Here is a 25,334-nt window from a genome sequence, read left to right on the forward strand (position 1 = left end):
TTGATTAAATTTTGATACAGCGCACGGAAAACATATAGTCTTTCGATATCTTGACGCGGTTTATTTCACCTTTGTGAGGATTCCACCAAGGGTAAACGAGCGTTCTGTTATAGGCTTTTTTATCGGTTGCCTCCGTGCTTGTCCAAAACTCGGTGTACATACCTTGGGTGATATAAAAGTTATGCCATTTAACGCCAGCAGGTCTGGCAGCGAAGTTGTACTTATTGACTTGTGATTGATCGAACTTTTTAAACCAGCTATCGGGTTGCGTTTCTTTTAATTTAATGGCGATGTCGTTATCTCCTCGCCAACCTTCTTTATCCAATTCAGATTCAGCCATACCAATGGTTTTTTCCAATGTTTGCCAATCGGCGTCAGTGGCAATGCGCCAGCCAATAGGGCAAATATTTCGCTCGTCGATCACATCATGCCAGTTGTAGAGCCGACCATAGGTAAGCAGCTTATTTTCATCGTCATCTGGAATAAAAGCAGTGGGTATCGCCGAGCCATCTTGAAACTTAGTGCTTCTTAGATTTTCTGCGAGCCAGATTTGATCACCTATTGTTACGGTGCGATAGGAGTTGCCTTCACTATCTTGGACACCAGGTTGTGCTCTGTTTAGCGCTTCACTGTCTGCTTGCGCTTTGCTATCTACTTGCGCTTCGCTGTTTGTATGCGTTTGGCTATTTGACATGGAACTTAAGGCATTAACGGGTGTGACGGTGATCAGTGACACTAGGGCTCCTAACGCTAATATTAGCGGCTTCATGGTGATTTACCTTGGTTGAAATTTTGCGAGCCACTTTATAGTTACCAAGGTTAACCTGCTAGGCGATATCGTCTTCAAAAATAGCCTATTTGTATCAAGTTCATATCGACTATTTGCTAATTCGAAGTTCCGAAGCACTGCTTCAGCACAGCACTTTTGAGGTAACTTATTATCACCAAAGGATTCTTTAAAATTACCGTACAAATTGTGTTAGTATGATGTTGCTTTTAAGTGATAAAGCACTGAAGTTGGATTTTTTTTGCTAGCGTTCCTCTCTGTATTTTAAATGCTAGGTGAACTGCTAAAAATTTTGTCGACGCCAGTCCTTTATTACTTTTAAGGACTTTTCTATGCAAACTATTGTTATCGTTGGAGGAGGGGCTGGCGGCCTTGAATTAGCAACCCAATTAGGCCATAAACTAGGCCGAAAAAACCAAGCTAAGATCATCTTGGTAGACAAAAACCGCACCCATGTGTGGAAACCTTTATTGCACGAGGTCGCCTCTGGCACCTTTGATGCTGGCCTAAATGCCGTGGTTTATCACGCGCATGGCGCACGTCATGGCTATCACTTTCAGCTTGGCTGTTTAAGTGGTGTTGACCCTGACAGCAAAACCTTGACCTTAGAACCCGTCAGCGATGAGCATAATCTCGGCACACGACAGTTACATTACGATCAATTAGTACTAGCGGTTGGTAGTGTCAGTAACGATTTTGGCACGCTGGGCGTAGCTGAGCATTGCTATTTTCTTGATAGCCACCAACAGGCTGAGCGCTTTCACAAGACCTTATTAAGCACTTTCACCCGAATTAGTCAGGACGAATCCAAGCAAGAGCTACACATTGATATAGTTGGTGCAGGCGCGACCGGTGTTGAGCTGGCGGCAGAGCTATTTCATGTCACCGAAATGCTTGGCAGCTATGGTTTTGAACATATGGCCGCAGAGCAGCTTAAAATTCGCCTAATTGAAGCCGGACCGCGTATTTTACCCGCCTTGCCTGATCGTATTGCAAGCGCTGCAAAACGTGAGCTGGAAAAAATAGGCGTTGAAGTATTAGAGCAAACACGGGTGCAGCGCGCTGAGCATGATGGCTTTGTCACCAGCGAAGATGAAAAACTGCAAGCCGATATTATGATCTGGGCGGCAGGGGTAAAAGCGCCTGAGTTTTTAGCACAAATTAAAGGCGTAGAAACCAATCGTATGGGGCAAGTGCTAGTCAATAAAGATCTGACCTCAACCTTTAATAACGATATTTATGTATTGGGCGATGCCTGCGGTTTTCAAAACCCAGACGAAAGTTGGGTACCGCCTAGAGCGCAGTCGGCACACCAAATGGCGAGCATCGTCAAAGAAAATATTTTACGTAAGCGCAAAGGGCTCACGCCGAAAGAATATCGCTATATGGATTATGGCTCGCTGGTGAATTTGTCGCGTTTTAGTACCGTTGGCAGTTTAATGGGCAATCTCACCAAAGGTAGCATGTTTATTGAAGGTCGCATTGCCAAGCTTGTGTATGTTTCTTTGTATCGTATGCACCAAGCCGCTATTCATGGCCAAGTGCGAGCGACGATTTTGTGGTTTGCAGAACGGTTAGTGAAAGTTACGAGACCTAAAATGAAGTTGCATTAAGTTCTATTATTAAAGTGAGTATTTAAGCAAAGGCACCTATTGGTGCCTTTTTAACGTTAGCGCCTTTTTAACTTTAGTGCCTTTATATCTCTAGCTAGCGGTTAATGGTTTATGCTTAGCTGTTCCACTCTTCACGCGTTGGGTTACCGTACATTTTTTCAAAGTTTGGAATATTCTGCTCCCAAATCGGAATTTTATCGCCGATATATTCTTTTAAGGCATCAAAAAATAGGCGTGCTCTAAGTGGCAAATCTCGGTGCGGGTATACCGCATAAATCGCCGTAAAATCCAGTAGTTTTAAGTCGGTCATGATCGGCACTAAGCGACCTGCGCTGATATCGTCTTGCATATGAAACGCAGGGGCGAGATAAAACGAAGCACCTGAAAGCACATGGTCCCGCATTAACTCCACTTCGTTACAGGCAAATTGCCAGTTCAGGTGCACACGCTGTGTTTGGTTTTTATCGTCGGCATAGTCGATATAATCCGGCCTAATTTGCTCGCCGGCATAGCAAGTAGCAGGCAAGCTTGCCAGTTCTTCAAGCGTTTTGGGCTCGCCAAAGCGTTCGATAAAGCTTGGCGCGGCAAGTAATAATAAGCGATTGCGGGCGAGGTAACGGGCGACCATAGAAGAGTCTTTTTGCTCGCCAACACGGATCGCTAAATCAAATCCATCAGCAATAATATCGACGACTTTATCGCCGGTGAATAGCTCTACGTTAACTTGTGGAAAGCGCTGCTGAAAGGAGGTAATTACCGGCATCAGTACTTGCTTAGCTAGAGAGTAGCTACAGGTGATTTTTAGCGTGCCCCGTGGCGTTTGGTGATAATTTTGTGCGACACGCGTCGTGTCATCAAGCAGGCTTTTGAGCGCTTGTGCCTTTCTTAGCACATCATGGCCAGCGCCTGTAATGGAAAAGGAGCGAGTGGTGCGATTCATTAAGCGCACGCCTAATTCTTGCTCTAACTTGGCGACTTGTTTCGATACAACTGAACGATCGATCTTTCTATGCTCGGCGACTTTGGCAAATGAGCCGCGCTCAGAAACTTCCAGAAACAACAACATACGGCTAGAAATATCCATTCGGATCTCCACAAGGTTAACTTTATTGGTGCCAAAAGCGCAACACTGTGTGTCATTATAGGTGGTTAATAGGCAACAATAAAAGTCTTACAATAGCGCTCAATAAATTGGTCATGGTTTCACAGTCTGTGCTTGTCACCCTTACCAATCTCTTTTCATAAAATTCTCGGCCACCTGTGGTCGTAATTAGCGCATTACAAGGTATATATTTTCATGAAAAAGCTTCATTTATTAGCTTCCGTAACGGCAATGCTCGCGGTACTTACCTTGGCTGGATGTAATAGCCAAGAAGCCGAGCCACAAATGCAAATGCCACCACTGCCAATTGATGTTGCACAAGTTGCCTTTCAGGAAGTGCAATCTTGGCACACCTATACCACACGCCTAGAGTCGCCGCAGCGCGTTACCTTAATGCCACGAGTTTCCGGTGTGGTTGAAAGCATTGCCTTTACCGAAGGGCAAACTGTTCAGCAAGGAGAGGCACTTTTTCAAATCGACCCTCGTCCATTTCAAGCGGTCGTTGATCGCTTACGCGCCCAAATTCTTGCTGGTGAAGCGGCGCTGGAAGAGGCGATTAATCGCGAAAAACGCGCGTTAAACTTAGGAAAAAGTAGTGCTATCTCAATTGAACAAGTGGAGTCACGTTCAGCTGATTCAAAGCAACGTAAAGCGGAATTGTTAGCACTGAAAGCGCAGCTCGATTCAGCCTTACTTGATTTAGAATTCACCTCAGTGAAGTCGCCTATTACTGGTGTGATTTCACGCGCTGAAATTACCGAAGGTAACAACGTTATTGCTAACCAAAGCGTGTTAACGAATATCGTTTCTAACGATGAAATGTACGCATACTTTGATATTGACGAGCGCACGTGGAATTCAGATTTTGCCAATGTGACGTCAAATACACCATTACCAGTGATGTTAACGTTAGCTGGCAGCAGCAAGCGCCAATACCAAGGTCATATCGACTTTGTTGATAACGCAGTGAATGCCTCAACAGGTACCATTCGTGTGCGTGCAACGTTTGATAACCAAACGCAAGAACGCGCGTTAAAAGCAGGCTCTTTCGCTCGCTTAAAACTGGCGTCTACCGATATTGAGAAACACATTTTGGTGCCAGATCGCGCAATTGGCACAGATTTAAAAAATCGTTTTGTGTTAACGATTGGTGAAAATAATACCGTGCAATATCGCCAAGTGACCGCAGGTGAGCGTTACGGTCAGTACCGTGTAATTACTGACGGTTTAAACCCAGAAGATAATATTGCGGTAAATGGCCCAGCGAAAGTATTCCCTGGCATGGTGATCAGCCCGCGCAATGTCACCTTAGACTTATCAGCGGTTGCGCTGACCGTTGACCCAGCTACTGCCGACACGCTTGCGGCTGTTCGCTAGGAGTTACTTGCTGTGAATTTTTCTCATTTCTTTATTCAACGGCCGATATTCGCGTCGATGCTGTCGCTGATCATTCTGATCGGCGGTTCTATTTCCTTGTTCCAACTGCCGGTCAGTGAATACCCAGAAGTTGTGCCACCTACTGTGGTAGTCACGGCGAACTATCCGGGTGCTAACCCCAAAGTGATTGCCGAAACGGTGTCAACGCCGCTTGAGCAAGAAATCAACGGTACCGAAAACATGCTGTACATGTTTTCACAGGCGACTAGTGATGGCCGCATGACCTTAACCGTTACTTTTGCCTTAGGTACTGACCTAGACAAAGCGCAAGTGCAAGTGCAAAACCGTGTCAACAGTGCCTTACCGCGTTTGCCAACAACTGTGCAGCGCTTGGGTGTTGTGGCAGAGAAAGCTTCGCCTGATTTAACCATGGTCGTGCATTTGTACTCACCAGATGAATCACGCGAAATCAGCTACTTGTCAAACTATGCCAGTCTGTATGTTAAAGATCAGATCGCTCGTTTAGGCGGCGTTGGTGATGTTCAGCTATTTGGCGGCGGTGAATACTCAATGCGCTTATGGCTAAACCCAGATGCCATCGCTTCTCGCAATATGACGGCAATGGATGTGGTTTCAGCCGTTCGCGAGCAAAACCGCCAAGTTGCAGCAGGTTCATTAGGCGCACAACCAACGCCAGTGGATAGTGAATTCCAAGTGCTGCTCAACGTAAAAGGGCGTTTAAACTCGATTGAAGAGTTTGAAGATATTGTCATTAAAGTAGGTGACGATGGCTCAATTACGCGACTAAAAGATGTCGCGCGTGTTGAGCTAGGGCAGAATACCTATGCCTTGCGTTCACTGCTTAATGGTAAGCCTGCGGTAGCGATGCCGATTTTCCAGCGTCCAGGCTCTAATGCTATTGAATTGTCTGATGAAGTGCGCAGCACCATGGCCGAGCTGTCAAAAGCCTTCCCACAAGGGGTAGCTTACGAAATTGCTTACGACCCAACGGTGTTTGTGCGTGGTTCGATTGACGCGGTAATCGCGACATTGCTAGAAGCGATTGTGCTTGTGGTCTTAGTGGTGATTTTATTCCTACAAACATGGCGTGCATCGATTATTCCATTAATTGCGGTGCCTGTATCGTTAATCGGTACCTTTGCCATTATGCAGTGGATTGGCGTTTCAATTAACACGCTTTCGCTATTTGGTTTGGTACTCGCCATCGGGATTGTCGTCGATGATGCCATTGTGGTGGTGGAAAACGTTGAGCGCAATATTCACGATGGTTTGTCGCCATTAGAAGCAACGCGTAAAGCCATGACCGAAGTAACTGGGCCAATTATTGCGATTGCGCTAGTACTTTGTGCGGTATTTATTCCAACCGCGTTTATTACTGGTTTATCAGGCCAATTCTATAAGCAATTTGCCTTAACTATTACCATCTCAACCCTGATTTCAGCGTTTAACTCGTTAACGTTATCACCAGCGTTATCGGCATTGTTGCTAAAAGGCCATGATGCCAAGCCAGACTGGTTAACACGTGTGTTAGATAAAACGCTGAGCAGAGTGGTATTTACACCATTTAATAAGTTGTTTGACAGAGGTGCCAATGCCTATGAAAACTTAGTGAAAAAGTTGATCCGCTTCTCGCTGTTAGTGTCTGTTTTATACCTAGGTTTAGTCGGCGCAACTGGCAGTTTATTTAACGCTGTACCGGGTGGCTTTATTCCTCAGCAAGACAAGCAATACTTAGTAGCGATTGCGCAATTACCAGATGCGGCAAGCTTGAATCGTACCGAAGAAGTGATCCGTGAAATGGGCGATATGGCGCTGAATACCCCAGGTGTTGCCAATACCGTCGCCTTCCCAGGTTTGTCGGTGAACGGTTTTACCAATAGCCCGAACAGCGGTATTGTGTTTGTGACCTTAAAAGATTTTAGCGATCGCAGCGACCCTCAGCTTTCTGCTAACGCTATTGCAGCTAACTTAAATGGCCAATTTGCGGCGATTGATGAAGCCTTTGTCGCGATTTTCCCACCGCCGCCGATTCAAGGCTTAGGTTCAACGGGTGGTTTTAAACTGCAAATTGAAGACAGAGGTAACTTAGGGTTTAACGCTTTGTTTGATTCACTGCAAGCGGTGATTGGTGAAGCGCAAAAACGCCCTGAGTTAATGGGCTTGTACTCAACGTTCCGCATTCAAGTACCGCAAATGGATATTGAAGTGGATCGCGAACAAGCGCTGATTTTAGGGGTTGAGCTATCGGAAGTGTTCGATGCACTGCAAGTTTACTTAGGCTCATTGTATGTCAACGATTTCAACCTGTTTGGCCGCACTTATCAGGTTAACGCGCAAGCAGATGCGGACTTTCGTGTTGATCCGAAACAAATTCTTGGCTTAAAAGTCCGTAATGCGGCAGGGCATATGGTACCGTTAGGCGCAGTTGTGGCAGTAACACCAACCACAGGGCCAGATCGCGTGATGCACTACAACGGTTATCCAAGTGCTGAATTAAACGGTAGCCCAGCACCGGGCTACAGCTCTGATCAGGCACAATTTGCAATTGAAGATGTACTCGCCGCGACCTTGCCAAACGGCATGGAATACGAGTGGACGGAAGTGACCTACCAGCAAATTTTAGCCGGTAATACCATGGTGTACATCTTCCCATTGGTTGTAGTGCTAGTGTTCACCGTATTAGCTGCGCAATATGAAAGTTTACGTTTACCATTAGCCATTATTTTGATTGTGCCGATGACCATTTTCTCTGCCTTGTTAGGGGTTTGGATGATTGGTGGTGACAACAATATTTTCACCCAAATTGCGTTGATCGTGCTGGTCGCACTGGCCTGTAAGAATGCGATTTTGATGGTGGAATTTGCCAAAGAAATTCAAGATGCTGGTCAATCGCCATTAGCGGCAATTTTAGAAGCGTGTCGCTTGCGTTTGCGCCCAATTTTAATGACCTCAATTGCCTTTACTGCTGGTGTTGTGCCACTTGTCTTGGCAACAGGTGCAGGCGCAGAAATGCGTCAAGCAATGGGCGTAGCAGTATTTGGTGGCATGATCGGGGTAACGGTATTTGGCCTGTTATTTACGCCAGTTTTCTATATGCTACTAGCTAATAAAAATAAAAAGGCCGTCTCAACGTTACCAGCTGAGCAAGTAACTTAGAGAACGGCTAAATGCGATAGGTTTAGCAAAGACTGATTGTGTCAGTATTAAACCTATCGCAGTAAGTTTGTATTAGCGGGGAAATAAGTGAAAACAAGCAATTCGATTGCCAGTGCGATGCAAGCACTGGTATTAACCAAGGCAAGTGAAGACTTTGAACTAACCGAAACTCAGCTACCTGTGCCGAGTGTTGGTGATGGTCAAGTACTGATCAAAGTTGACTATGCCGCGCTCAACCCAGTGGATAGCAAGTTAGCGAAAACTGGGCATAGCGCTTGGCAATATCCGCATATTCCAGCATTAGATGGTGTTGGCACTGTGGTAGATTCGTACAGCCCGCATTGTCCGCTAATTGGCAAACAAGTGCTGTGGCATAGTGATTTGTCAAAAGCTGGTGCGCTTGGTGAATATGTCGCGATTGGAGCTCACGCGGTATCACTGCTGCCAGAAGGTGTCGAGCCACTTCAAGCGGCGACCCTGCCTTGTGCGGGTATGACGGCGATCCTCGCTTTATGTAAGCTGCAAGTTGAGGCTGGCGAAACAATTTTAATTGAAGCGGGGGCTGGCGCAGTTGGTCAGTTTGCGATTCAACTAGCAAAAGCTAAAGGGCTAACGGTGCTGGCAACTGCCTCGAAAGCCAATGATAAACTAGTTAGCTGTTTAGGCGCTGATTATGTTTTTGATTATCGCGATAAACATTTAGTGGATAAGATTAAGCAAGCCTTGGCTTACCAGCCATTAGACGCAGTACTTGATTCAGTTGGTGGCGAAGCAACCTCGCGTGATATTGAATTATTACGCTTTAATGGCCGCATTGCCTGTTTAACCGAACTACCAGTAATTGACGCAGGTTTATTATTTGAACGCTCACCTGCTATTCATGTCATTTCACTCGGTGGTGCTTGGCTTGCCAATGATTTATGTGCCCAGCAAAAGCTCAGTATGATGGGCGATCATTTGCTAGAACTACTGGCGAGTAAACAACTGCATGTGCCTGAAATCCATGCGATTGACTTTGATGCTCAGCAGGTCACCAAAGCTATGCATGCGCAACTAGCTGGTGGGCTAGTGGGTAAGCAGATTGTGGCAATTGGTGCTAAAGCTTAGCTCCCTAGAGTGTATTCAGTTTAGCCTCGTCGATTGAGAGTCCAACTAACGTTTGAAGCTTATATTTATGGTTAATGCTTATGGCCGGTTTTTTAAAAAAGGCGAGTCACTGTGGTTAAATCAAAAATTGAAGATTTAACGGCCTTTATTGCCGTGGTTGATACTGGCGGCTTTTCCAGTGCGGCTGATGCGCTTGATCTGCAAGTGGCCAAAATCTCGCGTAGTGTTAGCCGTTTAGAGCAAAACTTGAATACGACTTTGCTTAATCGTACTACGCGACGAGTGGATTTAACGGAAGAAGGGCGCTTGTTTTTAGCTGAGGCAAAGCAAGCGTTGGCAACGCTCGCGAATGCAGAAGAAAAACTCTTATTTGCTGATGCCAAGCCGTCAGGGCGACTCAGAATTGATGCCGCAAGCCCTTTTATTTTGCATCAATTAGTGCCATTAATGGCTGAGTTTAATGCCGCTTATCCAGATATATCGGTGGAACTGATTTCCAATGAAAGTATCATCGACTTGCTTGAACGGCGCACTGATGTGGCGATTCGCATTGGTCAACTGAACGACTCAAACTTACATGCTAGTCGTTTAGGGGAAAGCCCATTAAAAATAGTGGCGACGCCTGAATATCTTGCCAAACACGGTAAACCAGAAAGTATCGCGGCGTTGGCAAATCATCAAATCGTGGGCTTTGCCGACTTGCCTAAGTTTAACGATTGGGCACTTGTTGAACCTTGCCAAACAAAGCCTTCTATATTGGCAAGTAGCGGGGAGTCCGTTAGACAACTTGTGCTACATCACCATGGCTTGGCGCTGTTGTCGAATTTTATGATCTACCGCGATTTAGCTGCTGGCCGTTTAGTTGAATTGCTGCCGGGGGCGGTGCTTTCTCCCAACCCTTGGGAGCAAATTCAGGCGGTTTACTACAAGCAAACCGCATTGTCAGAGCGCATCAGAGTATTTATCGACTTTTTAAAAGCAAATATTCGGCTATAAGTAACTACAGGCCTAAATCTAGATTTCAATAGTCAATGTACGCTAATCACTGTTCACTAATCAATGACGCACATGCTATTACCTGTTAATCCAGCGTAAATCCGACCTTGATGGTGACTTGCCAATGAGCAACTTTTCCCTCGTCAATCTGCCCACGGGTGTCGATGACTTCAAACCATCTAAGATTGTGTAAAGACTCGCTGGCTTTGGCGATAGCATTGCTGACCGCTTGCTCAATACCATCTGGCGAGGAACCCGTTAATTCCAGTAATTTATAAGTGTGATTAGACATATGATCTCCTGTTAAAGACATAAGCGACATACCATTTGGGTATTCACTGACTATAGATCAAATATTCTGCTCATCACGGTAAATTGGATGGATATGAGTAATTTACGACAAGACTTGTTTAAGCAAACTTACTTAGTTGACTTCGCTGACGTAGCCGAGTAGCCGCTTTATATGTCGTTGTGTTCAGACCAGCTTCTTAACTGCTCTAAAATCGATAATGCAGAGCGGCCAAATTCAGTTAATTCATAGCTTACCGCGACAGGGCGGTCACTGATCACTTTTCGCAGCACCATACCATTGGCTTCAAGCTCTTTTAATCGTTGGTCGATCATTTTCTTGCTTGCGCCGCCAAGTAAGCGGGTTAAATCGTTAAAACGCACTGGCTCATCTTTTAGGTGATAAATAATCGAACCTGTCCATTTTCCACCAATTAACCGCATCCCTTTTTCAATGGCACATGGCTCTAGACAGGCATTTAAAACTTTTTTACGACCTTTACTGTCTGTTTCTACAACACTTTTCATAAAACTCTCTAGATTTTAACTAGGTTACTAAAAGTATACTAATTGATTAAAGTTTACAGGTTACTAAAATAAACCACAAGTTTGAGTCAGCAATGATTCTGTATTTTATTTTTCATCAATAGCCTAGCTTCCAGCACGTATATATTTGAAGTGATCGCTAGCGCATATTAACGAGATTTTCTTATGAGCAATGTATTAATTATTAACGCCCACCACTATTACCCTTTTTCTGAAGGCAAGCTAAATGCTGCCTTAGTTGACAAAGCGGCGACACAATTAGCTGAAAAAGGCCACGAAATCCGTGTTATCAGCATTGGCGAAACCTTCGATATTGAACAAGAATTGGCGCATCACCAGTGGGCAGATATTGTTTTATTGCAAGCGCCAGTGAACTGGATGGGCGTACCTTGGTCGTTTAAAAAATATATGGATGAAGTGTATACCGCGGGCATGGGCGGCGCATTATGCAATGGCGACGGCCGCACTGAAGATGCACCGAAAAGCAACTATGGGACGGGCGGTACATTAGCGGGCACCAAATATATGCTGTCACTCACCTTTAACGCACCAGCGGAATCTTTTAATGACGAGCAAGACTTTTTTGAAGGTAAGAGCGTTGACGATTTGTTCTTCCCGATGCATATGAACTTTAAGTTCTTTGGGATGACGGCGATGGAAACCTTTGTGTGTTTCGATGTCATGAAAAATGCCGATATTGAAAACGACTTTAAACGTTTTGAAGCGCACCTTAACCAACATTTTTAAGCGAGAAAAGTGATGACAAACACAACCAATAAACTGCACCCGGGTAGTCAATTTCCTGAAATATCTGTCACGATGCGCTCGGGCGAGCAACAAGTATTGGGTAAAGCAGCTAACACAAATGGCTGGCAACTGGTGTTAGTGTATCGCGGTAAACACTGCCCACTATGTACCAAGTACCTAAATGCATTGGAGCAATACCTAGCACCGTTAGCGGAAATTGACGTTGAAGTACTGGCGGTTTCTGGTGACTCGAAAGCACAGCTAGAAGCCCATATGGAGCAGTTAGACATCAGCTTCCCAATTGCTTACGGCTTAACTGTCGAGCAAATGCAGCAGCTGGGCGTATATATTTCTGATCCGCGCTCGCCAGAAGAAACCGATCATCCGTTTGCCGAGCCGGGCTTATTTGTGGTGAATGGCGAGGGTAAGTTACATGTCGTGGATATTTCGAATAATCCCTTTGTGCGCCCAGAGCTTGGCACGCTGGTTAATGGTTTAGCTTGGATTAAAAACCCAGACAATGACTACCCCATTCGCGGTATGCATAGCTAAGTATTTGAATAGCTATTACAAAGAAGCCGCTAATTAGCGGCTTTCTAATTACTTGTGCTATTGGCTTATAACTATATCAAGATTAACTATTGTTGCCGTAAGCATTGAAAACAGGGTGACTGTTACTCGTCTGATTTCAAACTTTCACGCACCAGCTGATCCATAAACCGCACGCCCCAGCCTTGAGAACCTTTTGGAGCTACGGCGATATCTGCGTCTAACCAGTCAACGCCAGCAATATCTAAGTGAATCCAAGGTAAGTCTTTGTCAATAAAAGTGGCAACCACGGCAGCGCCAATACTGGCGCCGGGATTACCGGCTCCTGAGTTTTTAATATCGGCAATATCCGATTTTATCTGGTCAAAATGATTAGGGTGCAGTGGCAGTGGCCAGACGTTTTCGCCACTGCTTTTGCCTATTGCCATCATTTGCTCAGTCAATTGCCAGTCACGCGTTACAACAGCAGCATATTCATCACTTAACGCTCGCACCGCTGAACCTGTCAGGGTCGCGATATTAACTAACAAACTTGGCTTAAATTCGTTTTGTGCGTAATGTACTGCATCGGCCAAAATGAGTCGGCCTTCGGCGTCGGTCGAGATAATTTCAATCGTCGTACCTTGCATTGTAGTTAATACGTCACCTGGGCGAATGGCATCACCAGATGGCATATTTTCTGCCAATGGCATCACGCCGACTAAATTGACTTGTTCGCCTCGCTTGGCGACTGCGAGTAACGTACCTGCAACCGCAGCAGCTCCTGCCATATCAGATTTCATCGCCCACATGCCTTTGTTCTGTTTAAGGCTAATACCGCCAGTATCAAACGTAATACCTTTACCTACTAGGGCTATTGGCGCTTGTTTGTCGGCACCTTGGTAGTTAATCACCAAAAGTCTTGGATCATGCACTGAGCCTTGCCCAACCCCTAACAGCGCGCCCATGTTACGCTTTTTCATATCGCGGACTTTCAGTACGTCGATATCAATATTTTTCACCCCTTTAAACGCTTTTTTGACTTGGCTAACAAAACTTTCTGGGTAAATGGTTTTACCGGGCTCAGAGGCTAAATCGCGCGCTAGGTAAATCCCTTCTGCCATATGTTTTAAGTCTCTGTCGTATTTAGCTTTTGCTGCATTGATATCACTTGATTGAATAAGTAAGTCGCTAGGCAATGTCCTGGCTGACGGCGTTTTGTATTTATCAAAATGATAGTCGCGCAAGGCGGCGCCGAGCGCTAGCCAAGCTTCTGGGGTTTCAACTTTGGTGTTAAGTGCATCAGTAACGATGGTTGCTTGCTCTTGTAAATTAGCGGGAATACTGGCGATAGCATAACCACCTAATGCTTGCAGGTTAGCCTGAGTTAACGGTTCTTCCCCTAGACCAATCACCGAAACCTGCGTAAACGGCGCAATACCGTAAAAAATCTGCGTGTCACCAAACTTGGCAGAGGCATCACTGTTAGCAATCGCTGCGAGTAATTGACCTGAGGATTCTTGATTAATTTGTGCAGCGATACCCGTTAACGATTGCGTATCTTTGATAAAAACGACAATGCGTTTATGAACAGCCAAATCCACTGCGGTAAACTCCACTTTCGGCAAGGCAAAGGTTTGTGCACTGACTAGCCAGAGAAGGCATAAGGTGATTAATTTCTTCATCTTTATTTGCTCTACTATCGTATTTTTTGATGTATCTTTTGACGTATGTTTATTACGTCTGTTTTTATCGTTTGATGGCTTTTGGGTTAACTTGTTATGGTCTTACTAGCAGGCCTCAAAAGCCGAAATTTTTTAAGGGAGTGTTATGAAGGATAGTGCATTATTAAAATATTTTGCCTATGGCTCGAATATGTCGGTGCCACGATTACAGCAACGGGTGCCCAGCGCTCGCTATATTGGCGCTTATTACTTACCCAAGCACGATTTGCGATTTCATAAAAAGGGTGTTGACGGCTCTGCCAAGTGTGATGCCTACTTGACTAACAAAGAAGAAGATGTGGTTTTTGGCGTACTATTTGAGTTTTGCCCCAGTGAGAAACATTTTTTAGATGCCGCCGAAGGCTTGGGGGTGTTTTATTTTGAAAAAGACGTGACCATTTATGATGAAAATCACCAAGCGGAGCAAGCCAGCCTTTATTATGCCAGCGATAGCACGCCCGATATTCAGCCGTTTACTTGGTATAAACATCATGTGTTTTATGGCGCGAGCCAAGCGAATTTACCCGCTGATTACCTTGCTAAAATTGAGCAAATTGCAGCTATTGATGACACGGATAACAAAAGAAAAGCAAAAGAGATGGCAATCTATTAGCCACCTCTTTACTTACTATTTGTTCGCTTATTCGCCTATTTATTAGCGCCAAGATCAACAATTACCCGACCGCGAACCTGTCCAGCAATAAGCGCTTGTGCTGTCTCAATGGCTTGATTAAGGCTGATATCGGTGGAGATAGTTTCTAAATCTGCTGGTTCAATAATCTCGGCTAAGCGCTGCCAAGCTTCGACGCGATCCGTTATTGGTCTCATCACACTATCAATGCCAGCCAATACAACACCGCGCAAAATAAACGGGGCAACCGAGGCTGGAAAATCCATGCCTTGTGCTAAACCACAAGCGGTGACGACACCGCCATATTGCATACTGGCACAAACATTTGCCAAGGTGTGGCTGCCAGCCGCATCAACGGCACCTGCCCAACGCTCTTTCGCTAATGGCTTGCCCGGCTCCGATAGGGTGTTGCGATCAATCACTTCTGCCGCGCCCAACTGTTTTAAGTATTCGGCTTGGTCTAGTCGACCTGTCGAAGCAACCACGGTATAACCAAGCTTAGCTAAAATTGCGATGGCAAAGCTGCCAACACCGCCGTTTGCGCCAGTGACTAAAATTTCACCTTTATCGGGGGTGACGCCATTTTTCTCTAACGCGATGACACACAACATGGCGGTATAGCCGGCGGTGCCAATTGCCATGGCTTGGCGCGGTGAGAAAGCTTCAGGCAATGGAATCAGCCAATCACTGTTCAGGCGCGCTTTTTCAGCCAAACCACCACAGTGTTTTTCACCTACACCAAAGCCGTTGAGCAACACTTTATCGCCAACCTTGAATTTGTCGCTATCGCTTGCTGTTACCGTTCCAGCTAGATCAATGCCAGGGATCATTGGAAAGCTTCGCACCACAGGAGCTTTACCAGTAATGGCTAGGGCATCTTTGTAATTTAAGGTGCTATGAGAAACATCAATAGTGACATCGCCTTCAGGCAAAATGCTCTCGTCAACCTCTTGAATTTGTGCCCGATAACCCTGTTCGTCTTTATTGATAACAATACTCTTAAACATGCTTTCTCCTATTTTAGACCGACTGTCTATTAATGTTGAAAAAAATGTGGTGAAGCTTTTAAATGATAGCCTCGCCGAGTTATTCGTTTTACTTATTCGTATTCGCGTATTTGCCTATTTACTTTGCGAAATGCGTGCGATAAAAAAAGCTAGGTAGTTATCGAGTGGCTTTGCATTTTGCACGAGTTTGGCTCTGCTAACCGCGCCTTCCCAGCCAATCCAAAAGTCTTCAGCGAGCTGCGCGCAATTATGCTTAGTTGCAAGCTCACCGCATGCCTGTGCTGCACTTAAACAAGCTTCTAGTTTTTGCTGCCACTGACTAAATATATCAATGAGTTGTTGGCGGTAACTCGCAGGCAACAAATCCACTTCCTGACCTAAATTGCCCACTAAACAGCCTCGTTTAAATTGATAACGCTGCATTCCTTGTTTGGCATCGTCAACAAAATTGGCAATACGGGTTAGCGGCGGGTGGGATTCATCAAGTAAATAGAGATCGAGCTTACGCGCAAAATAAGCGGCATAGCTATCTATCACCGCTTGTCCAAATGCTTCTTTGCTGGCGAAGTAGTGATAAAACGAACCTTTTGGCACACCGACTTTTTTTAAGATCTGATCAATACCGGAAGAAGCAAAACCATTTTCGGTTAACTGCTCAAGGCCACTGCGGATTAATGCCGCTTTGGTATCTTGATTATCGCGGGCAACTTTTGGCGGGCGCCCGCGTCTTGGTTTAATAAGGGTATCAGTCATATATTTATATTAGACCGATCGTCTAATTAATTGCAATATTGATAGTTAATCAAATAAATCGGCATATTAAGTTATATAGAATATTTGTTTGACTAAGTGCTAGTTTTCATTATTTGCCGCACGATAGCTAGCAGTATGCTTTTTGTGTAAAGCGGTCATCTGCTTAATTAGGCTTCAACGGCAGAATTCAACGAATTTGAGGCATTTAACTAAATTCATACAAATTTCAGTTTGTCTCAAAAGCAGACTTTCAAACAACACACTCTGTGCCAAAGAGTTGATAAAACCACTGCAGTACAGATTTTATCCTGTTTCAATTTCATGGAAAAAAGACTTTTGCTTGCTTATACTCCTGCTCAAAATTAATCCTATATCAATAAGTTAATTTATGTCTTTTAATTTTTCCGTAGACAATATTTGTAGCCAAAATATACACGAAACAGCCAATTTGGTCGTCGATACGTTTAATGAAAGAGAGCCATTGGCCAAAGTAAATAATGCTCCACCAAAGGAGTTTGCTGAGTTCATTTTGGATTTAACGCAACATTGTGCAAATAACGGATTGGGTTTTGTAGCCAAAGAGTTAACAACGAACAAAATAATAGGAGCCATTTTGGCTTCTGATCTGGCCGAGAGCTTGAACAAAGTTGATGCCTATGATGGCGAGCCAAACAATCCTATCGCTTCTTTGATAGAAGAGCTCAACAATAGCTACTTTAAAGACGAAGTTTTACCTGACAATACTTATTTAAACATAAAGTTCGTTGCAATGGATGATAGATTTAATGGTAAAGGAGTAGTTAATGAATTGATATCGAAGTGTATTAACGAAGCCAAGAAAAAGGGATTCAAGTATGCGCAGGCTGAAGCTACTGGAAATATTTCTCAACATATTTTTAAGAATAAATTCGGGTTCGAAGAGAAAGCATTTATTAAATACCGTGAGTTCACTTTAAATGATGAAAGACCGTTTTTTGAAATCACAGAGCATGAAGGGATTAAACTACTTGTAAAACGGATCTAATGCCTAAGTTTGCATTAAAAGCATAAACAGGGAGTAATCCGATGAGCCTTTCTTGCCTAATAGCTTGTTTGGTGAACAGCAGCTATGTTGTCCAGTTTAAATTAAGCGAATTGTACTGAATGGCTCAAACTGGCGCACAGAAGAAGACTAAAGTCACAGGGTTCTCTATGTGTGTCTCAATTAGCCCCTCAGTAGAGCATGAAAACGACTGCTACTCGCCGATAGCAGACGAGATTTTCAAATAATATCACTCTGGTGTTTCTCAATTCTGCTGCCGCCTATGCAAAGACTTCTGAGTGCGCCTAAGTACAAATCTACAACTACTAAATGCTGATTTAATCTTCTTTGTTTATTGAATTAATACGCTTAGTAATTTCTGAAAGCCTTGCCCAGCTTTGCAGGGTAACTGGTAGCACTATTGCTGCTTCAACAAACTCCCATGAATAGCTGACGATGGAAAAAATAGTGCCAGCTGTGATGGCCATTTGGCTTGTTGCATACCATAAGTTGCTCACCACCATTGCCAGTAGCACAATAAATACGCCGCCGTAGAGCAGGGCTTCGCGATCTGACAATTTGATTTCCAAAGCTTTTAAGCTATTAAAATGGCGAGTAATTGTTGGTAAAGATCTTTTTGCTAACAAGCTTACTTGTTGCTCTGTCTGCTGGTTATGTGCGCCATTAAGTTGATAAAAACCTTGATGAAAAAATCCGTAAATCAGCATCATCGACACGGCAGCAATAAAAGCAGTGGCAGACAATATAGGGTTAAGAAAAAACAACACAGCTAGTGAAATAACAAACTGCACACTGGCAGTAAGAATTTCAGGCAGCTTATGTTCGAGAAAGTCGACCAGCTCGCGCCCCATCTCTAATCTGGCATTAAGGGTTGAAACTGGTAAGTGATGGTTTTGTTTGGCAATACCTACCTGCGTTGTTACTCGGATTTTGCCGTAGGCGCGGGTATCGTAAAAACGTCTGGTAACGCTGACGATAACAAGCACAACTAAAATCGCCATTAATATCAATAGCTCTCGGCTTTGGCCTGCTAATAGGCCATCAATGGTAAAGCCGATAAACAGCGGAATAAGCGCGGTTAATGTGATTTCAACTATCGTCAGCAGTACGTTTATTGCCACGGCTTGCTGGTTGCTGCGAAGAATTTGGCGAACAGAAATTGGTTGTATCGTCATTAGCTAGTCAACTCTGGTGTCGTATTTGGGCTGGGCTTAGCGGCGCTATGCTCTGCTGAGCAGGCTTGCGCTTTATTCGTATTGTCAGCGGTTCGAAAACTCAGTAACACGGGGATTAAAATCAGGGTGATAGGCGTCGCAAATAGCTCACCGAATACTAGGGACACAGCGGCGGGTTTAAGGTATTGCGCTTGCTCTGAGGTTTCACTGAGTAAAGGCAGAAGGCCAAAAACGGTTGTCACTGTGGTGAGAAATATCGCCCGTAATCGGCTTTTACCTGCGGTAATTAAGGCGGTTTTCATTGCCATGCCAGCGCGGTGCAGCTGGTTAAATCGAGTGATTAAAACCAACGAGTCGTTAATTACCACGCCCGTCATAGCCATCATGCCAAACAAGGAAAGTAAACTGACCGATAAGCCCATTAGGCCATGACCATAAATTGCACCTGCAAAGCCAAACGGGATCACCGACATAATGATAAAAGGTTGCCAGTAGGATTTCAGTGGAATGGCAAGCAGTACATAGATTAACAGCAAGGTAAGCAACATGGCTTTTTTAAAGCCTTGCTGCACGTCCAGTATTTCCTCAAATTCGCCACCAGCATTAATTTCAACATTAGGGTATTGTGCGTTAAGCGCGGCGACGCTTGACTGCTGTAATTGCTGCCAAACCTCTTGTGGTGAGGCAATGCCTTTGTCTTGTCGCCAGTACACGGAAATGACTTGGTTGCGGTTTTTGCGATATAGCACCTCTGGCTCGCGGCTAAAGCTAAAATCAGCAACTTCTGCCAGTGTTATATATTCTTGCTCGGCGATCAGCACTTGTGTTTCTTTTAGTTGTTGCAATGTCTGGCGCGACTGAGCGGGTAGGCGCAGCAGCACCATGGACTCTTCGCCGCTATCGAGGATGCGGTGCAGTTCAATATGACCATAGGCACCACCGATCAACAGGGCTAATTGGCGCTGACTTAAGCCTAAGTTAATGCCGCGTTGATTTAAGGTGATTTGTAGTTGTGGCTTGCCAATTTGCCCATCGTCGGTGATATCGTTGACGCCGGGTAAGCTAGCTAGTGCTTGTTTGAGTTCGTTGGCAACATGATGGGCCAAGTCTCTTGATGGCGCGCTAACGGTTAAATAAGTACCGCCCGCTGGCGTTTCGGCAAAGGTAAATTTTTGTGCTTGGCTACCTTCTAGCAGACCAAGGTGCCGTTGCCAGACACTAAGCAATTCGTCACTGGCGACCTTTACCAAGGCTTGGTTGGATAGCGCTATTGTCGCCTCTAGCTGCTCATTATCAGTCATCGCGACTAAGAACTGTTTAATCACAGGTTCACTTGTTTGGTATTTGTTGACCAACTCGCGATTAGTGGCCGCAATCGCCTGCTCAATATTCAGCATATGTTGTTGGCTTAGTTGTGGCGCGGCATCTTGATCCATTTCCACCACTAAGGTGGCATAACGGCCGGGAATTTCAGGGAAAAATACTGTTCTTATCGTGCCTTTTAGCATGGCACCGTAAGCACCAAGAACGAGCAGTAAAAATATCGCTAGGCTAGTGCGTTTATGGGCCAGTGCCAGTGATAGGCTAGGCTGATAGCAAACCTCGGTAAACCAAGTTAAGCCCGCATTGCATTTTCGCTTGAGAGCGTTCAGAAACTGATTTAATCGCGCGAGATAGAGTTGTTTAGGCGCTGCCTTGTTTTGTGCCAGTACCAAATGAATTGGCAGAATAAATTTGCTTTCAATCAATGAAAAAATCAGCGCAAAAATCACTACAGCAGAAAAACCTGCGAGTACTTGAGCAAGCTCATTTTCTATCCATAACATAGGTGAAAACGCAGCGATAGTGGTGAGTACACCAAAACTGGTGGCGACAGAAACAGCTTTTACTCCTTGATAAGCCGCTTCTTTCGGGTCGGTAATACGGCTTCGCGCTTGATGAATGGACTCGCCAACCACTACGGCATCGTCAACTAATATGCCGAGCACTAAAATCATGCCAAACAGAGTGATATCATTAATGCTGTAATCTAAGGCTGGCAGCCCCATTAACCAAATAGCCCCTGCGATGGAAATTGGGATCCCCATGGCAACCCAAAGTGCCAGCCTCAGCTCTAGAAATATCGCTAATAGGACAACAACAATTAGTAAGCCTTGCCAAGCATTGCTGCCCAGCAAGTCCAATTGCTCGTCGATGTAAGGTGCCATATCGGCCATCACATCTGTGTGTATCCCCGCTGGCAGTTGGCTTTGCAGTTCGGCTAAAACCGATTGCGTTGCCTCGCTGACGGTTAGCAAATTATCTTTTTGACTGGTCGATATCATTAACGCAATGGCTGATTGTCCGGCATAACGCACTCGGCTGTCAGTTTGCTCGTAGTCGCGTGTGATATTTGCAACGTCGGCAAGCCGGATCACTGCATTTGCGCTGCTAATCAGCGGGATCTGCGCCAATCTGGGTATGGTGTCACTGTAATTGTCGGCCTTTAAGGTGAGCTTACCGGCCTCGGTATCGAGCTCACCACTGCGATGATTCAGTGACCATTGATGAATAATATTGGCGACATCCTGATAAGACAGGCCGAATTGTTTTAAGGCGTTGGCGTCTGGCTCGATAACTAATTGCTTGCGGCGTTTACCCAAATTCGTTACTTGTGAGATCGCCGGATGCTTTTTCAGATTGTTGGCCACTAAGGTAGCAACTTGCTGGCGCGTGTGATCGCTGTCGCCACCGTAAATCATGACAAACGAGGCCAAGTTGCCAAATTCATCAGGGTAAATTTTTGGCTGCTCGGCGCGCTCTGGAAAACCGACAATGGCATTCACTTGGTTGCGCACTTTTTCAAGCAAGTCACTTAACTCAATACCGGTATTTTTCTTAACCCGCACAGAGGCAAAGCCAGCATATGAAGCGCTAGTGATGGTTTTAATGCCAGCGATACCGCTGATCGCATCTTCTATGCGCTGGCTAATGCTTTCGTCGACTTGTTGGGCTGTTGCGCCGGGGTAACTCACTTCAATAACCAGTTGTGATGGCGGTGGCTGCGGAAAACTCTCGATGCGTAAACTGGAAAACGATAAGTAGCCCGCCACTAGGGTAAATACCATCAGCAAATTGGCAGCAACCGGATTATCAAGAAACCATTTAGTGATAGTGTTCACTGCTGCGCTCCTGCAAATGCTGAGCTTGCTAGCTGCTTGTCTAGCTGAGCACCTAACGGCTTGTCTTGCTGAGTGTTTTGTTGCTCATCGTGCTGCTTGGTAAGCAGGCTTTCTTTTACCATCATGGGATTAACTTGTTGGCCTGCCAACATAGTGCTCAGTGGATAACGAACTAGTAGACGTTCGCGGCTGGGTTGCTTGCTGAAGGAAAATAATACCTGATCACTATCCTCAATCCCTTCACTATGCAGTTGAATTTCTTCTTGGACTAATCTGCCATTTTGAACGGTCCACACTTGCTGATCTCGGGTCAGCACAGTGGCGGGAGCCAGAATAGTGTTGCTCCCTTGTGCCGCGTTAAAGCTAACCTTCACTTGTTGTTCGGGGTAGAGCATAACGCTGTTTTGATAAGGATTTTCAATGGTCAGTAGCAAGCGCTGCTGGCGAGTTTGTGGGTTGAGCGTCGGTGATAAAAAGCGCAGTTGGCCCTGCCATATGTTCCCTTGATTGTCAGCTATACGTGCTGTTATCTCGGTATTTTCTTGATGATGTACCTGCTCAGAATTAACTGTGGTATTACTTTTGGCGTCGCTTTGGGTATCTCTTTTAGTACTAACGATTTGCTGCCACTGATAACTGGCGAAGTGCACTTCGATATCTATAGTTTGTGAAGAGGCCAGTTGATAAAGGGTGTCACCTGCATTGATCTCTTGCGCTGGCACCGTATGTTTTGCCAACACAATGGCATCAAATGGTGCTTTAACCTTGGTATCTTGAACCCGTTTAAGCGCCGATTGATAGTTCGCTTGTGCGGCGGATAGTTCCGCTTTTGCGGCGCTTACATGCGGTTTAAACAAGCGATATTCATTGCTGTTATTCGTGGTTTCTAGGTGTTTGGCAACACTTTGCTCATTCAGGTAGCGGGCGAGTGTTAACTTGGCCTGACTAATACGTGCTTCGGCGCTAGCCAGCGCTGTCACATAGTCGATATCTTGAATTTCGGCAATTAACTGGCCTTGGCGAATAAAGCTGCCCGGTTGAATATGCTCAACATGGTCAATCAAGCGGCCGCTGACATTGGCGTTTAGGGTCAGTGGCCATCTGGATTTCACAGTTCCTGTAACATTAATTTCAGCCATTCTGGCGGTTGGTGTTACCTCAATCACAGACACTTGTGGTATTGACTGTGGCGTTTCATTTTTCGCTTGTTGCGCTTCACTGTCGTCAAGTAACCATAGCACCAGAAATATTCCAATGACGGCGATCAGTGACTTGATGACTAGCGACTTGCTTTTACCTGATTTCACCAGAGCTCCTTATCAATATGTGTTTTATGAGACATGTGTGTTTCGTATTTTTAGAATAAAGAGGTTTTATTGCTGAGTCAAATTTATGAGTCACTGTTGTTTCATAAGTGTTGTTTCGGAGATTGTTTTTCAGTAGACTGACTGGCAACTACTAAGCGGAGTGCCCGAGATGCATTGCTTAGTATCTAGTGGTCAAAGCGCTCAAAAAACTGAAGGTGAATGTGATGGTGGACGCCAGAATCGTAAAGTCGCAGCAGGCATTAGTGCTGGCCGGTTTAACACTGATTAACAAAAATAAGGAAATATCTTTATCCGATATTGCCAAATCTGCCGGTGTTGGCAGGGCTACCTTATATCGCTTGTACACCAGTAAAGAGGCGTTAATTGAAGCGATTGCCTTACATTGCTTACAAGTTTTTGAGCAAGCGACGCAGCCTATTGAAGCGCAGGCGACTTCGGCGATGCATGCATTTGAGTTATTGTTTAGTTTAGCGATGCCGTTAATGGCTGAGTTACAGTTCTTAATGACGCTGGATTATTTTGCCGACGATATTCCCGAGGTGAACCGCATTATTGCCGAGCAAGATCAAGATTTATGGGATTTAATCGAGCAGGCTAAGCAAGCCGGAGAACTTGATAACTCGCTGCCCACCAGCTGGGTTTTAAACTTAATTGAAGGGTTATTTTACGCTGGTTGGGTGCAACAAGAGGAATATCAGGCAAGTGCTGCGCAAGCGGCATCACTCGCCTTTAGTAGTTTCAGTAAGGCAGTTCAGCCATAGTTGGTGCAATCTCAGTTAGCGAAATATCAGCAAATGCAGAAAGAAAGTGCTAATAATTTCGCTATCTATTCTGGGATTTAAAATGCGTTAACGCTAGTGACTAACATCAGCGATATCACCGCGCCTAACCGGATAACCTAAGTGCATCCAACCGAAAATGCCTTCCCACAAAACCGCGGTGCGAGTATAGCCGCGTCTTCTTAACTTATTAATGGTGTAATCGGCAGCAGCCCGAGGGCAAGAGCAGTAGGCGACGATTTGTACATCCTTTGGAATACCAGCGACTGTTTCATCTAAATCGGCATAGTAAGGGAAGGGGATGGCACCGTCGATATGTGCGGTTTGCCACACGGACGGCACGCGCGTATCCAGCAATACCATACGGCTGTTATTTTCGAGTGCGCGATTTAAGTCTGCTGACATCACATACATGCCATCCTTCAGCGTAAAGTTAGGATCATCCCCTTGTTTATTGATGATGTAATCTTTAGGCTCAGGCATCGCCGTTAATGTCGGCTTAGTTTCGTTTAAACCGAGTGATTTACTGCGTAAAAAGGCGGTAATGCTGTTAATTTCTTGCGCGGTTAACTTCTCGCCAAACGCCTTCATCGGCGTGCCTTGACGACCATTTTCAATGGCATGGCGAATAAATTCATCGGTATTGTGGGCAAGGGCAGATTGGTTCATCAACGCTGGTGCATTCACCCCTCCGCCATTAACGCCATGGCAGGCGGTGCAATTAGCCTGATATAGTGTTTCACCAAGTTTTATATCACCGTTGACTGGCTTAGTGGAAAACTTGAGGCGGTCAAAGCCTGCTTGTTCAAATAGCCAGTAGGTAAGATCCCAAGTTTCCGCCAGTGTCATAGGGCCACCCACTTCATCCAGATAGCCTGCCATGGCAGTGCCTTTGCGGCCATATTGCATCGGGCGCAGCACTTGATGGGCAATGCCAGACTCCATCAAACTTTTACTTTTTAACGAGGGGGCGTGATCATTGGCATAACCTTCACGATTTTCGCCATGACATAAGGCGCAGTACTTTTGATAATTGTTTGCGGCGACTTCAGCTTGCTCTGCGGTAAGCTTGCGTGGCGGTGAACGTAACTCCCGCTCTTGTGCTGATACGTTAAAGGAATAAATACTGCTAATAAGCACCAAGGCTAGCGGGGCCAGGCTTTTAATCAGGCTATTTGTCTGACGTTTATTCTGGCCGTTGGTATGGCCGTTAGTTTGGCTTGAGCGCATAAAAGCTGACATGTAAAAGTGTGACAAGCTGAATTGACCTTTTCATCCATAAATTAGTGGTAACAGCATAATAATTGTTATCTGTGTTCGCTAGTGGTTTAACAAACTTGGTAACAATTGTTTGATTTAGCTTTGCTGATAGGCAGTAAAAGGGAAAGTTAGGGTAAAGCTAAGAGGGAAGTTCAATGGAATTAGCGAGTAGCCTCAATATCTTAGTTATTAAGGCTACTCTCTAT

The 25,334-nt window shown here is 45.1% G+C and carries 21 protein-coding genes; 10 read left to right on the forward strand and 11 right to left on the reverse strand.

Going from position 1 to position 25,334, the window contains the following annotated elements:
- Positions 1–4: 4 nt before the first annotated feature.
- The gene (locus ACSLUR_RS04840; RefSeq protein ID WP_448552302.1) at positions 5–769 is read right to left on the reverse strand and encodes a fibrobacter succinogenes major paralogous domain-containing protein; all 765 of its coding nucleotides are present in this window, start codon (positions 767–769) and stop codon (positions 5–7) included.
- 350 nt (positions 770–1,119) lie between these two features.
- On the opposite strand from ACSLUR_RS04840, the gene ACSLUR_RS04845 reads away from it, so the two are divergent.
- The gene (locus tag ACSLUR_RS04845) at positions 1,120–2,400 is read left to right on the forward strand and encodes an NAD(P)/FAD-dependent oxidoreductase (RefSeq protein ID WP_448552304.1); all 1,281 of its coding nucleotides are present in this window, start codon (positions 1,120–1,122) and stop codon (positions 2,398–2,400) included.
- Positions 2,401–2,515: 115 nt separating this feature from the next.
- Here ACSLUR_RS04845 and ACSLUR_RS04850 read toward each other — a convergent pair whose 3' ends face one another.
- On the reverse strand, positions 2,516–3,484 hold the full coding sequence (locus ACSLUR_RS04850) for a LysR family transcriptional regulator (protein ID WP_448552306.1): 969 nt from the start codon (positions 3,482–3,484) through the stop codon (positions 2,516–2,518).
- Positions 3,485–3,697: 213 nt separating this feature from the next.
- Here ACSLUR_RS04850 and ACSLUR_RS04855 point away from each other — a divergent pair, with 213 nt between their 5' ends.
- From ACSLUR_RS04855 to ACSLUR_RS04870, 4 genes are all read left to right on the forward strand, one after another.
- Positions 3,698–4,879, forward strand: coding sequence for an efflux RND transporter periplasmic adaptor subunit (locus ACSLUR_RS04855; RefSeq protein WP_448552308.1), 1,182 nt, complete (start codon positions 3,698–3,700; stop codon positions 4,877–4,879).
- Between the two features lie 12 nt (positions 4,880–4,891).
- Positions 4,892–8,056 (forward strand): efflux RND transporter permease subunit, encoded by a 3,165-nt coding sequence (locus ACSLUR_RS04860; RefSeq protein WP_448552310.1) that lies wholly within the window; start codon positions 4,892–4,894, stop codon positions 8,054–8,056.
- A 117-nt stretch (positions 8,057–8,173) separates the two neighbouring features.
- Complete coding sequence (locus ACSLUR_RS04865) at positions 8,174–9,163, forward strand: zinc-binding dehydrogenase (RefSeq protein WP_448552988.1); 990 nt, start codon at positions 8,174–8,176, stop codon at positions 9,161–9,163.
- A gap of 111 nt (positions 9,164–9,274) precedes the next feature.
- Positions 9,275–10,159 (forward strand): LysR substrate-binding domain-containing protein, encoded by an 885-nt coding sequence (locus ACSLUR_RS04870; protein ID WP_448552312.1) that lies wholly within the window; start codon positions 9,275–9,277, stop codon positions 10,157–10,159.
- Positions 10,160–10,244: 85 nt separating this feature from the next.
- Here ACSLUR_RS04870 and ACSLUR_RS04875 read toward each other — a convergent pair whose 3' ends face one another.
- Both ACSLUR_RS04875 and ACSLUR_RS04880 read right to left on the reverse strand, forming a co-directional pair.
- Complete coding sequence (locus ACSLUR_RS04875) at positions 10,245–10,451, reverse strand: dodecin (RefSeq protein ID WP_115999663.1); 207 nt, start codon at positions 10,449–10,451, stop codon at positions 10,245–10,247.
- Positions 10,452–10,618: 167 nt separating this feature from the next.
- Positions 10,619–10,975, reverse strand: coding sequence for a winged helix-turn-helix transcriptional regulator (locus ACSLUR_RS04880; protein WP_115999664.1), 357 nt, complete (start codon positions 10,973–10,975; stop codon positions 10,619–10,621).
- Positions 10,976–11,158: 183 nt separating this feature from the next.
- Between ACSLUR_RS04880 and ACSLUR_RS04885 the strand changes: the two genes are divergently transcribed.
- Together ACSLUR_RS04885 and ACSLUR_RS04890 are read left to right on the forward strand one after the other, a co-directional pair.
- Positions 11,159–11,740 (forward strand): NAD(P)H-dependent oxidoreductase, encoded by a 582-nt coding sequence (locus tag ACSLUR_RS04885; protein ID WP_448552314.1) that lies wholly within the window; start codon positions 11,159–11,161, stop codon positions 11,738–11,740.
- A 9-nt stretch (positions 11,741–11,749) separates the two neighbouring features.
- Positions 11,750–12,292 (forward strand): peroxiredoxin-like family protein, encoded by a 543-nt coding sequence (locus ACSLUR_RS04890; protein ID WP_448552316.1) that lies wholly within the window; start codon positions 11,750–11,752, stop codon positions 12,290–12,292.
- A 122-nt stretch (positions 12,293–12,414) separates the two neighbouring features.
- Here the strand turns inward: ACSLUR_RS04890 and ACSLUR_RS04895 are convergent, their stop codons facing one another.
- The gene (locus ACSLUR_RS04895) at positions 12,415–13,953 is read right to left on the reverse strand and encodes a leucyl aminopeptidase (RefSeq protein ID WP_448552318.1); all 1,539 of its coding nucleotides are present in this window, start codon (positions 13,951–13,953) and stop codon (positions 12,415–12,417) included.
- A 145-nt stretch (positions 13,954–14,098) separates the two neighbouring features.
- Here ACSLUR_RS04895 and ACSLUR_RS04900 point away from each other — a divergent pair, with 145 nt between their 5' ends.
- Entirely contained in the window at positions 14,099–14,605 is a 507-nt protein-coding gene (locus ACSLUR_RS04900) for a gamma-glutamylcyclotransferase family protein (RefSeq protein ID WP_448552320.1), read from the forward strand.
- A gap of 35 nt (positions 14,606–14,640) precedes the next feature.
- On the opposite strand, the gene acuI is transcribed toward ACSLUR_RS04900, so the two are convergent.
- Together acuI and acuR are read right to left on the reverse strand one after the other, a co-directional pair.
- On the reverse strand, positions 14,641–15,630 hold the full coding sequence (gene acuI, locus ACSLUR_RS04905; protein ID WP_448552323.1) for an acrylyl-CoA reductase (NADPH): 990 nt from the start codon (positions 15,628–15,630) through the stop codon (positions 14,641–14,643).
- A gap of 114 nt (positions 15,631–15,744) precedes the next feature.
- On the reverse strand, positions 15,745–16,383 hold the full coding sequence (gene acuR, locus ACSLUR_RS04910) for an acrylate utilization transcriptional regulator AcuR (RefSeq protein ID WP_448552325.1): 639 nt from the start codon (positions 16,381–16,383) through the stop codon (positions 15,745–15,747).
- A gap of 388 nt (positions 16,384–16,771) precedes the next feature.
- On the opposite strand from acuR, the gene ACSLUR_RS04915 reads away from it, so the two are divergent.
- The gene (locus tag ACSLUR_RS04915) at positions 16,772–17,407 is read left to right on the forward strand and encodes a GNAT family N-acetyltransferase (protein WP_448552327.1); all 636 of its coding nucleotides are present in this window, start codon (positions 16,772–16,774) and stop codon (positions 17,405–17,407) included.
- Between the two features lie 335 nt (positions 17,408–17,742).
- Here the strand turns inward: ACSLUR_RS04915 and ACSLUR_RS04920 are convergent, their stop codons facing one another.
- From ACSLUR_RS04920 to ACSLUR_RS04930, 3 genes are read right to left on the reverse strand one after another with little or no spacing between them, the layout of a single operon-like run.
- Positions 17,743–18,600 (reverse strand): ABC transporter six-transmembrane domain-containing protein, encoded by an 858-nt coding sequence (locus tag ACSLUR_RS04920; protein ID WP_448552329.1) that lies wholly within the window; start codon positions 18,598–18,600, stop codon positions 17,743–17,745.
- Complete coding sequence (locus ACSLUR_RS04925) at positions 18,600–21,761, reverse strand: efflux RND transporter permease subunit (protein ID WP_448552331.1); 3,162 nt, start codon at positions 21,759–21,761, stop codon at positions 18,600–18,602. The genes ACSLUR_RS04920 and ACSLUR_RS04925 overlap by 1 nt, the downstream gene beginning before the upstream one ends.
- Positions 21,758–23,068, reverse strand: coding sequence for an efflux RND transporter periplasmic adaptor subunit (locus ACSLUR_RS04930; RefSeq protein WP_448552333.1), 1,311 nt, complete (start codon positions 23,066–23,068; stop codon positions 21,758–21,760). The genes ACSLUR_RS04925 and ACSLUR_RS04930 overlap by 4 nt, the downstream gene beginning before the upstream one ends.
- A 224-nt stretch (positions 23,069–23,292) precedes the next feature.
- Between ACSLUR_RS04930 and ACSLUR_RS04935 the strand changes: the two genes are divergently transcribed.
- Positions 23,293–23,850 carry a TetR/AcrR family transcriptional regulator gene (locus tag ACSLUR_RS04935; protein WP_448552335.1) on the forward strand — a complete coding sequence of 186 codons (558 nt, stop codon included), beginning with the start codon at positions 23,293–23,295 and terminating at the stop codon, positions 23,848–23,850.
- 93 nt (positions 23,851–23,943) lie between these two features.
- Here the strand turns inward: ACSLUR_RS04935 and ACSLUR_RS04940 are convergent, their stop codons facing one another.
- Positions 23,944–25,098 carry a c-type cytochrome gene (locus ACSLUR_RS04940; protein ID WP_448552337.1) on the reverse strand — a complete coding sequence of 385 codons (1,155 nt, stop codon included), beginning with the start codon at positions 25,096–25,098 and terminating at the stop codon, positions 23,944–23,946.
- Positions 25,099–25,334 lie beyond the last annotated feature (236 nt).

It is taken from the genome of Thalassotalea montiporae (genome assembly GCF_053485855.1).

Excerpts from the sequence above, each read along its gene's own strand:
- ACSLUR_RS04840 (WP_448552302.1), bottom strand. The coding sequence starts at position 769 with ATGAAGCCGCTAATATTAGCGTTAGGAGCCCTAGTGTCACTGATCACC.
- ACSLUR_RS04845 (WP_448552304.1), top strand. The coding sequence starts at position 1,120 with ATGCAAACTATTGTTATCGTTGGAGGAGGGGCTGGCGGCCTTGAATTA.
- ACSLUR_RS04850 (WP_448552306.1), bottom strand. The coding sequence starts at position 3,484 with ATGGATATTTCTAGCCGTATGTTGTTGTTTCTGGAAGTTTCTGAGCGC.
- ACSLUR_RS04855 (WP_448552308.1), top strand. The coding sequence starts at position 3,698 with ATGAAAAAGCTTCATTTATTAGCTTCCGTAACGGCAATGCTCGCGGTA.
- ACSLUR_RS04865 (WP_448552988.1), top strand. The coding sequence starts at position 8,174 with ATGCAAGCACTGGTATTAACCAAGGCAAGTGAAGACTTTGAACTAACC.
- ACSLUR_RS04875 (WP_115999663.1), bottom strand. The coding sequence starts at position 10,451 with ATGTCTAATCACACTTATAAATTACTGGAATTAACGGGTTCCTCGCCA.
- ACSLUR_RS04880 (WP_115999664.1), bottom strand. The coding sequence starts at position 10,975 with ATGAAAAGTGTTGTAGAAACAGACAGTAAAGGTCGTAAAAAAGTTTTA.
- ACSLUR_RS04885 (WP_448552314.1), top strand. The coding sequence starts at position 11,159 with ATGAGCAATGTATTAATTATTAACGCCCACCACTATTACCCTTTTTCT.
- ACSLUR_RS04895 (WP_448552318.1), bottom strand. The coding sequence starts at position 13,953 with ATGAAGAAATTAATCACCTTATGCCTTCTCTGGCTAGTCAGTGCACAA.
- ACSLUR_RS04900 (WP_448552320.1), top strand. The coding sequence starts at position 14,099 with ATGAAGGATAGTGCATTATTAAAATATTTTGCCTATGGCTCGAATATG.
- acuI (WP_448552323.1), bottom strand. The coding sequence starts at position 15,630 with ATGTTTAAGAGTATTGTTATCAATAAAGACGAACAGGGTTATCGGGCA.
- acuR (WP_448552325.1), bottom strand. The coding sequence starts at position 16,383 with ATGACTGATACCCTTATTAAACCAAGACGCGGGCGCCCGCCAAAAGTT.
- ACSLUR_RS04915 (WP_448552327.1), top strand. The coding sequence starts at position 16,772 with ATGTCTTTTAATTTTTCCGTAGACAATATTTGTAGCCAAAATATACAC.
- ACSLUR_RS04920 (WP_448552329.1), bottom strand. The coding sequence starts at position 18,600 with ATGACGATACAACCAATTTCTGTTCGCCAAATTCTTCGCAGCAACCAG.
- ACSLUR_RS04935 (WP_448552335.1), top strand. The coding sequence starts at position 23,293 with ATGGTGGACGCCAGAATCGTAAAGTCGCAGCAGGCATTAGTGCTGGCC.
- ACSLUR_RS04940 (WP_448552337.1), bottom strand. The coding sequence starts at position 25,098 with ATGCGCTCAAGCCAAACTAACGGCCATACCAACGGCCAGAATAAACGT.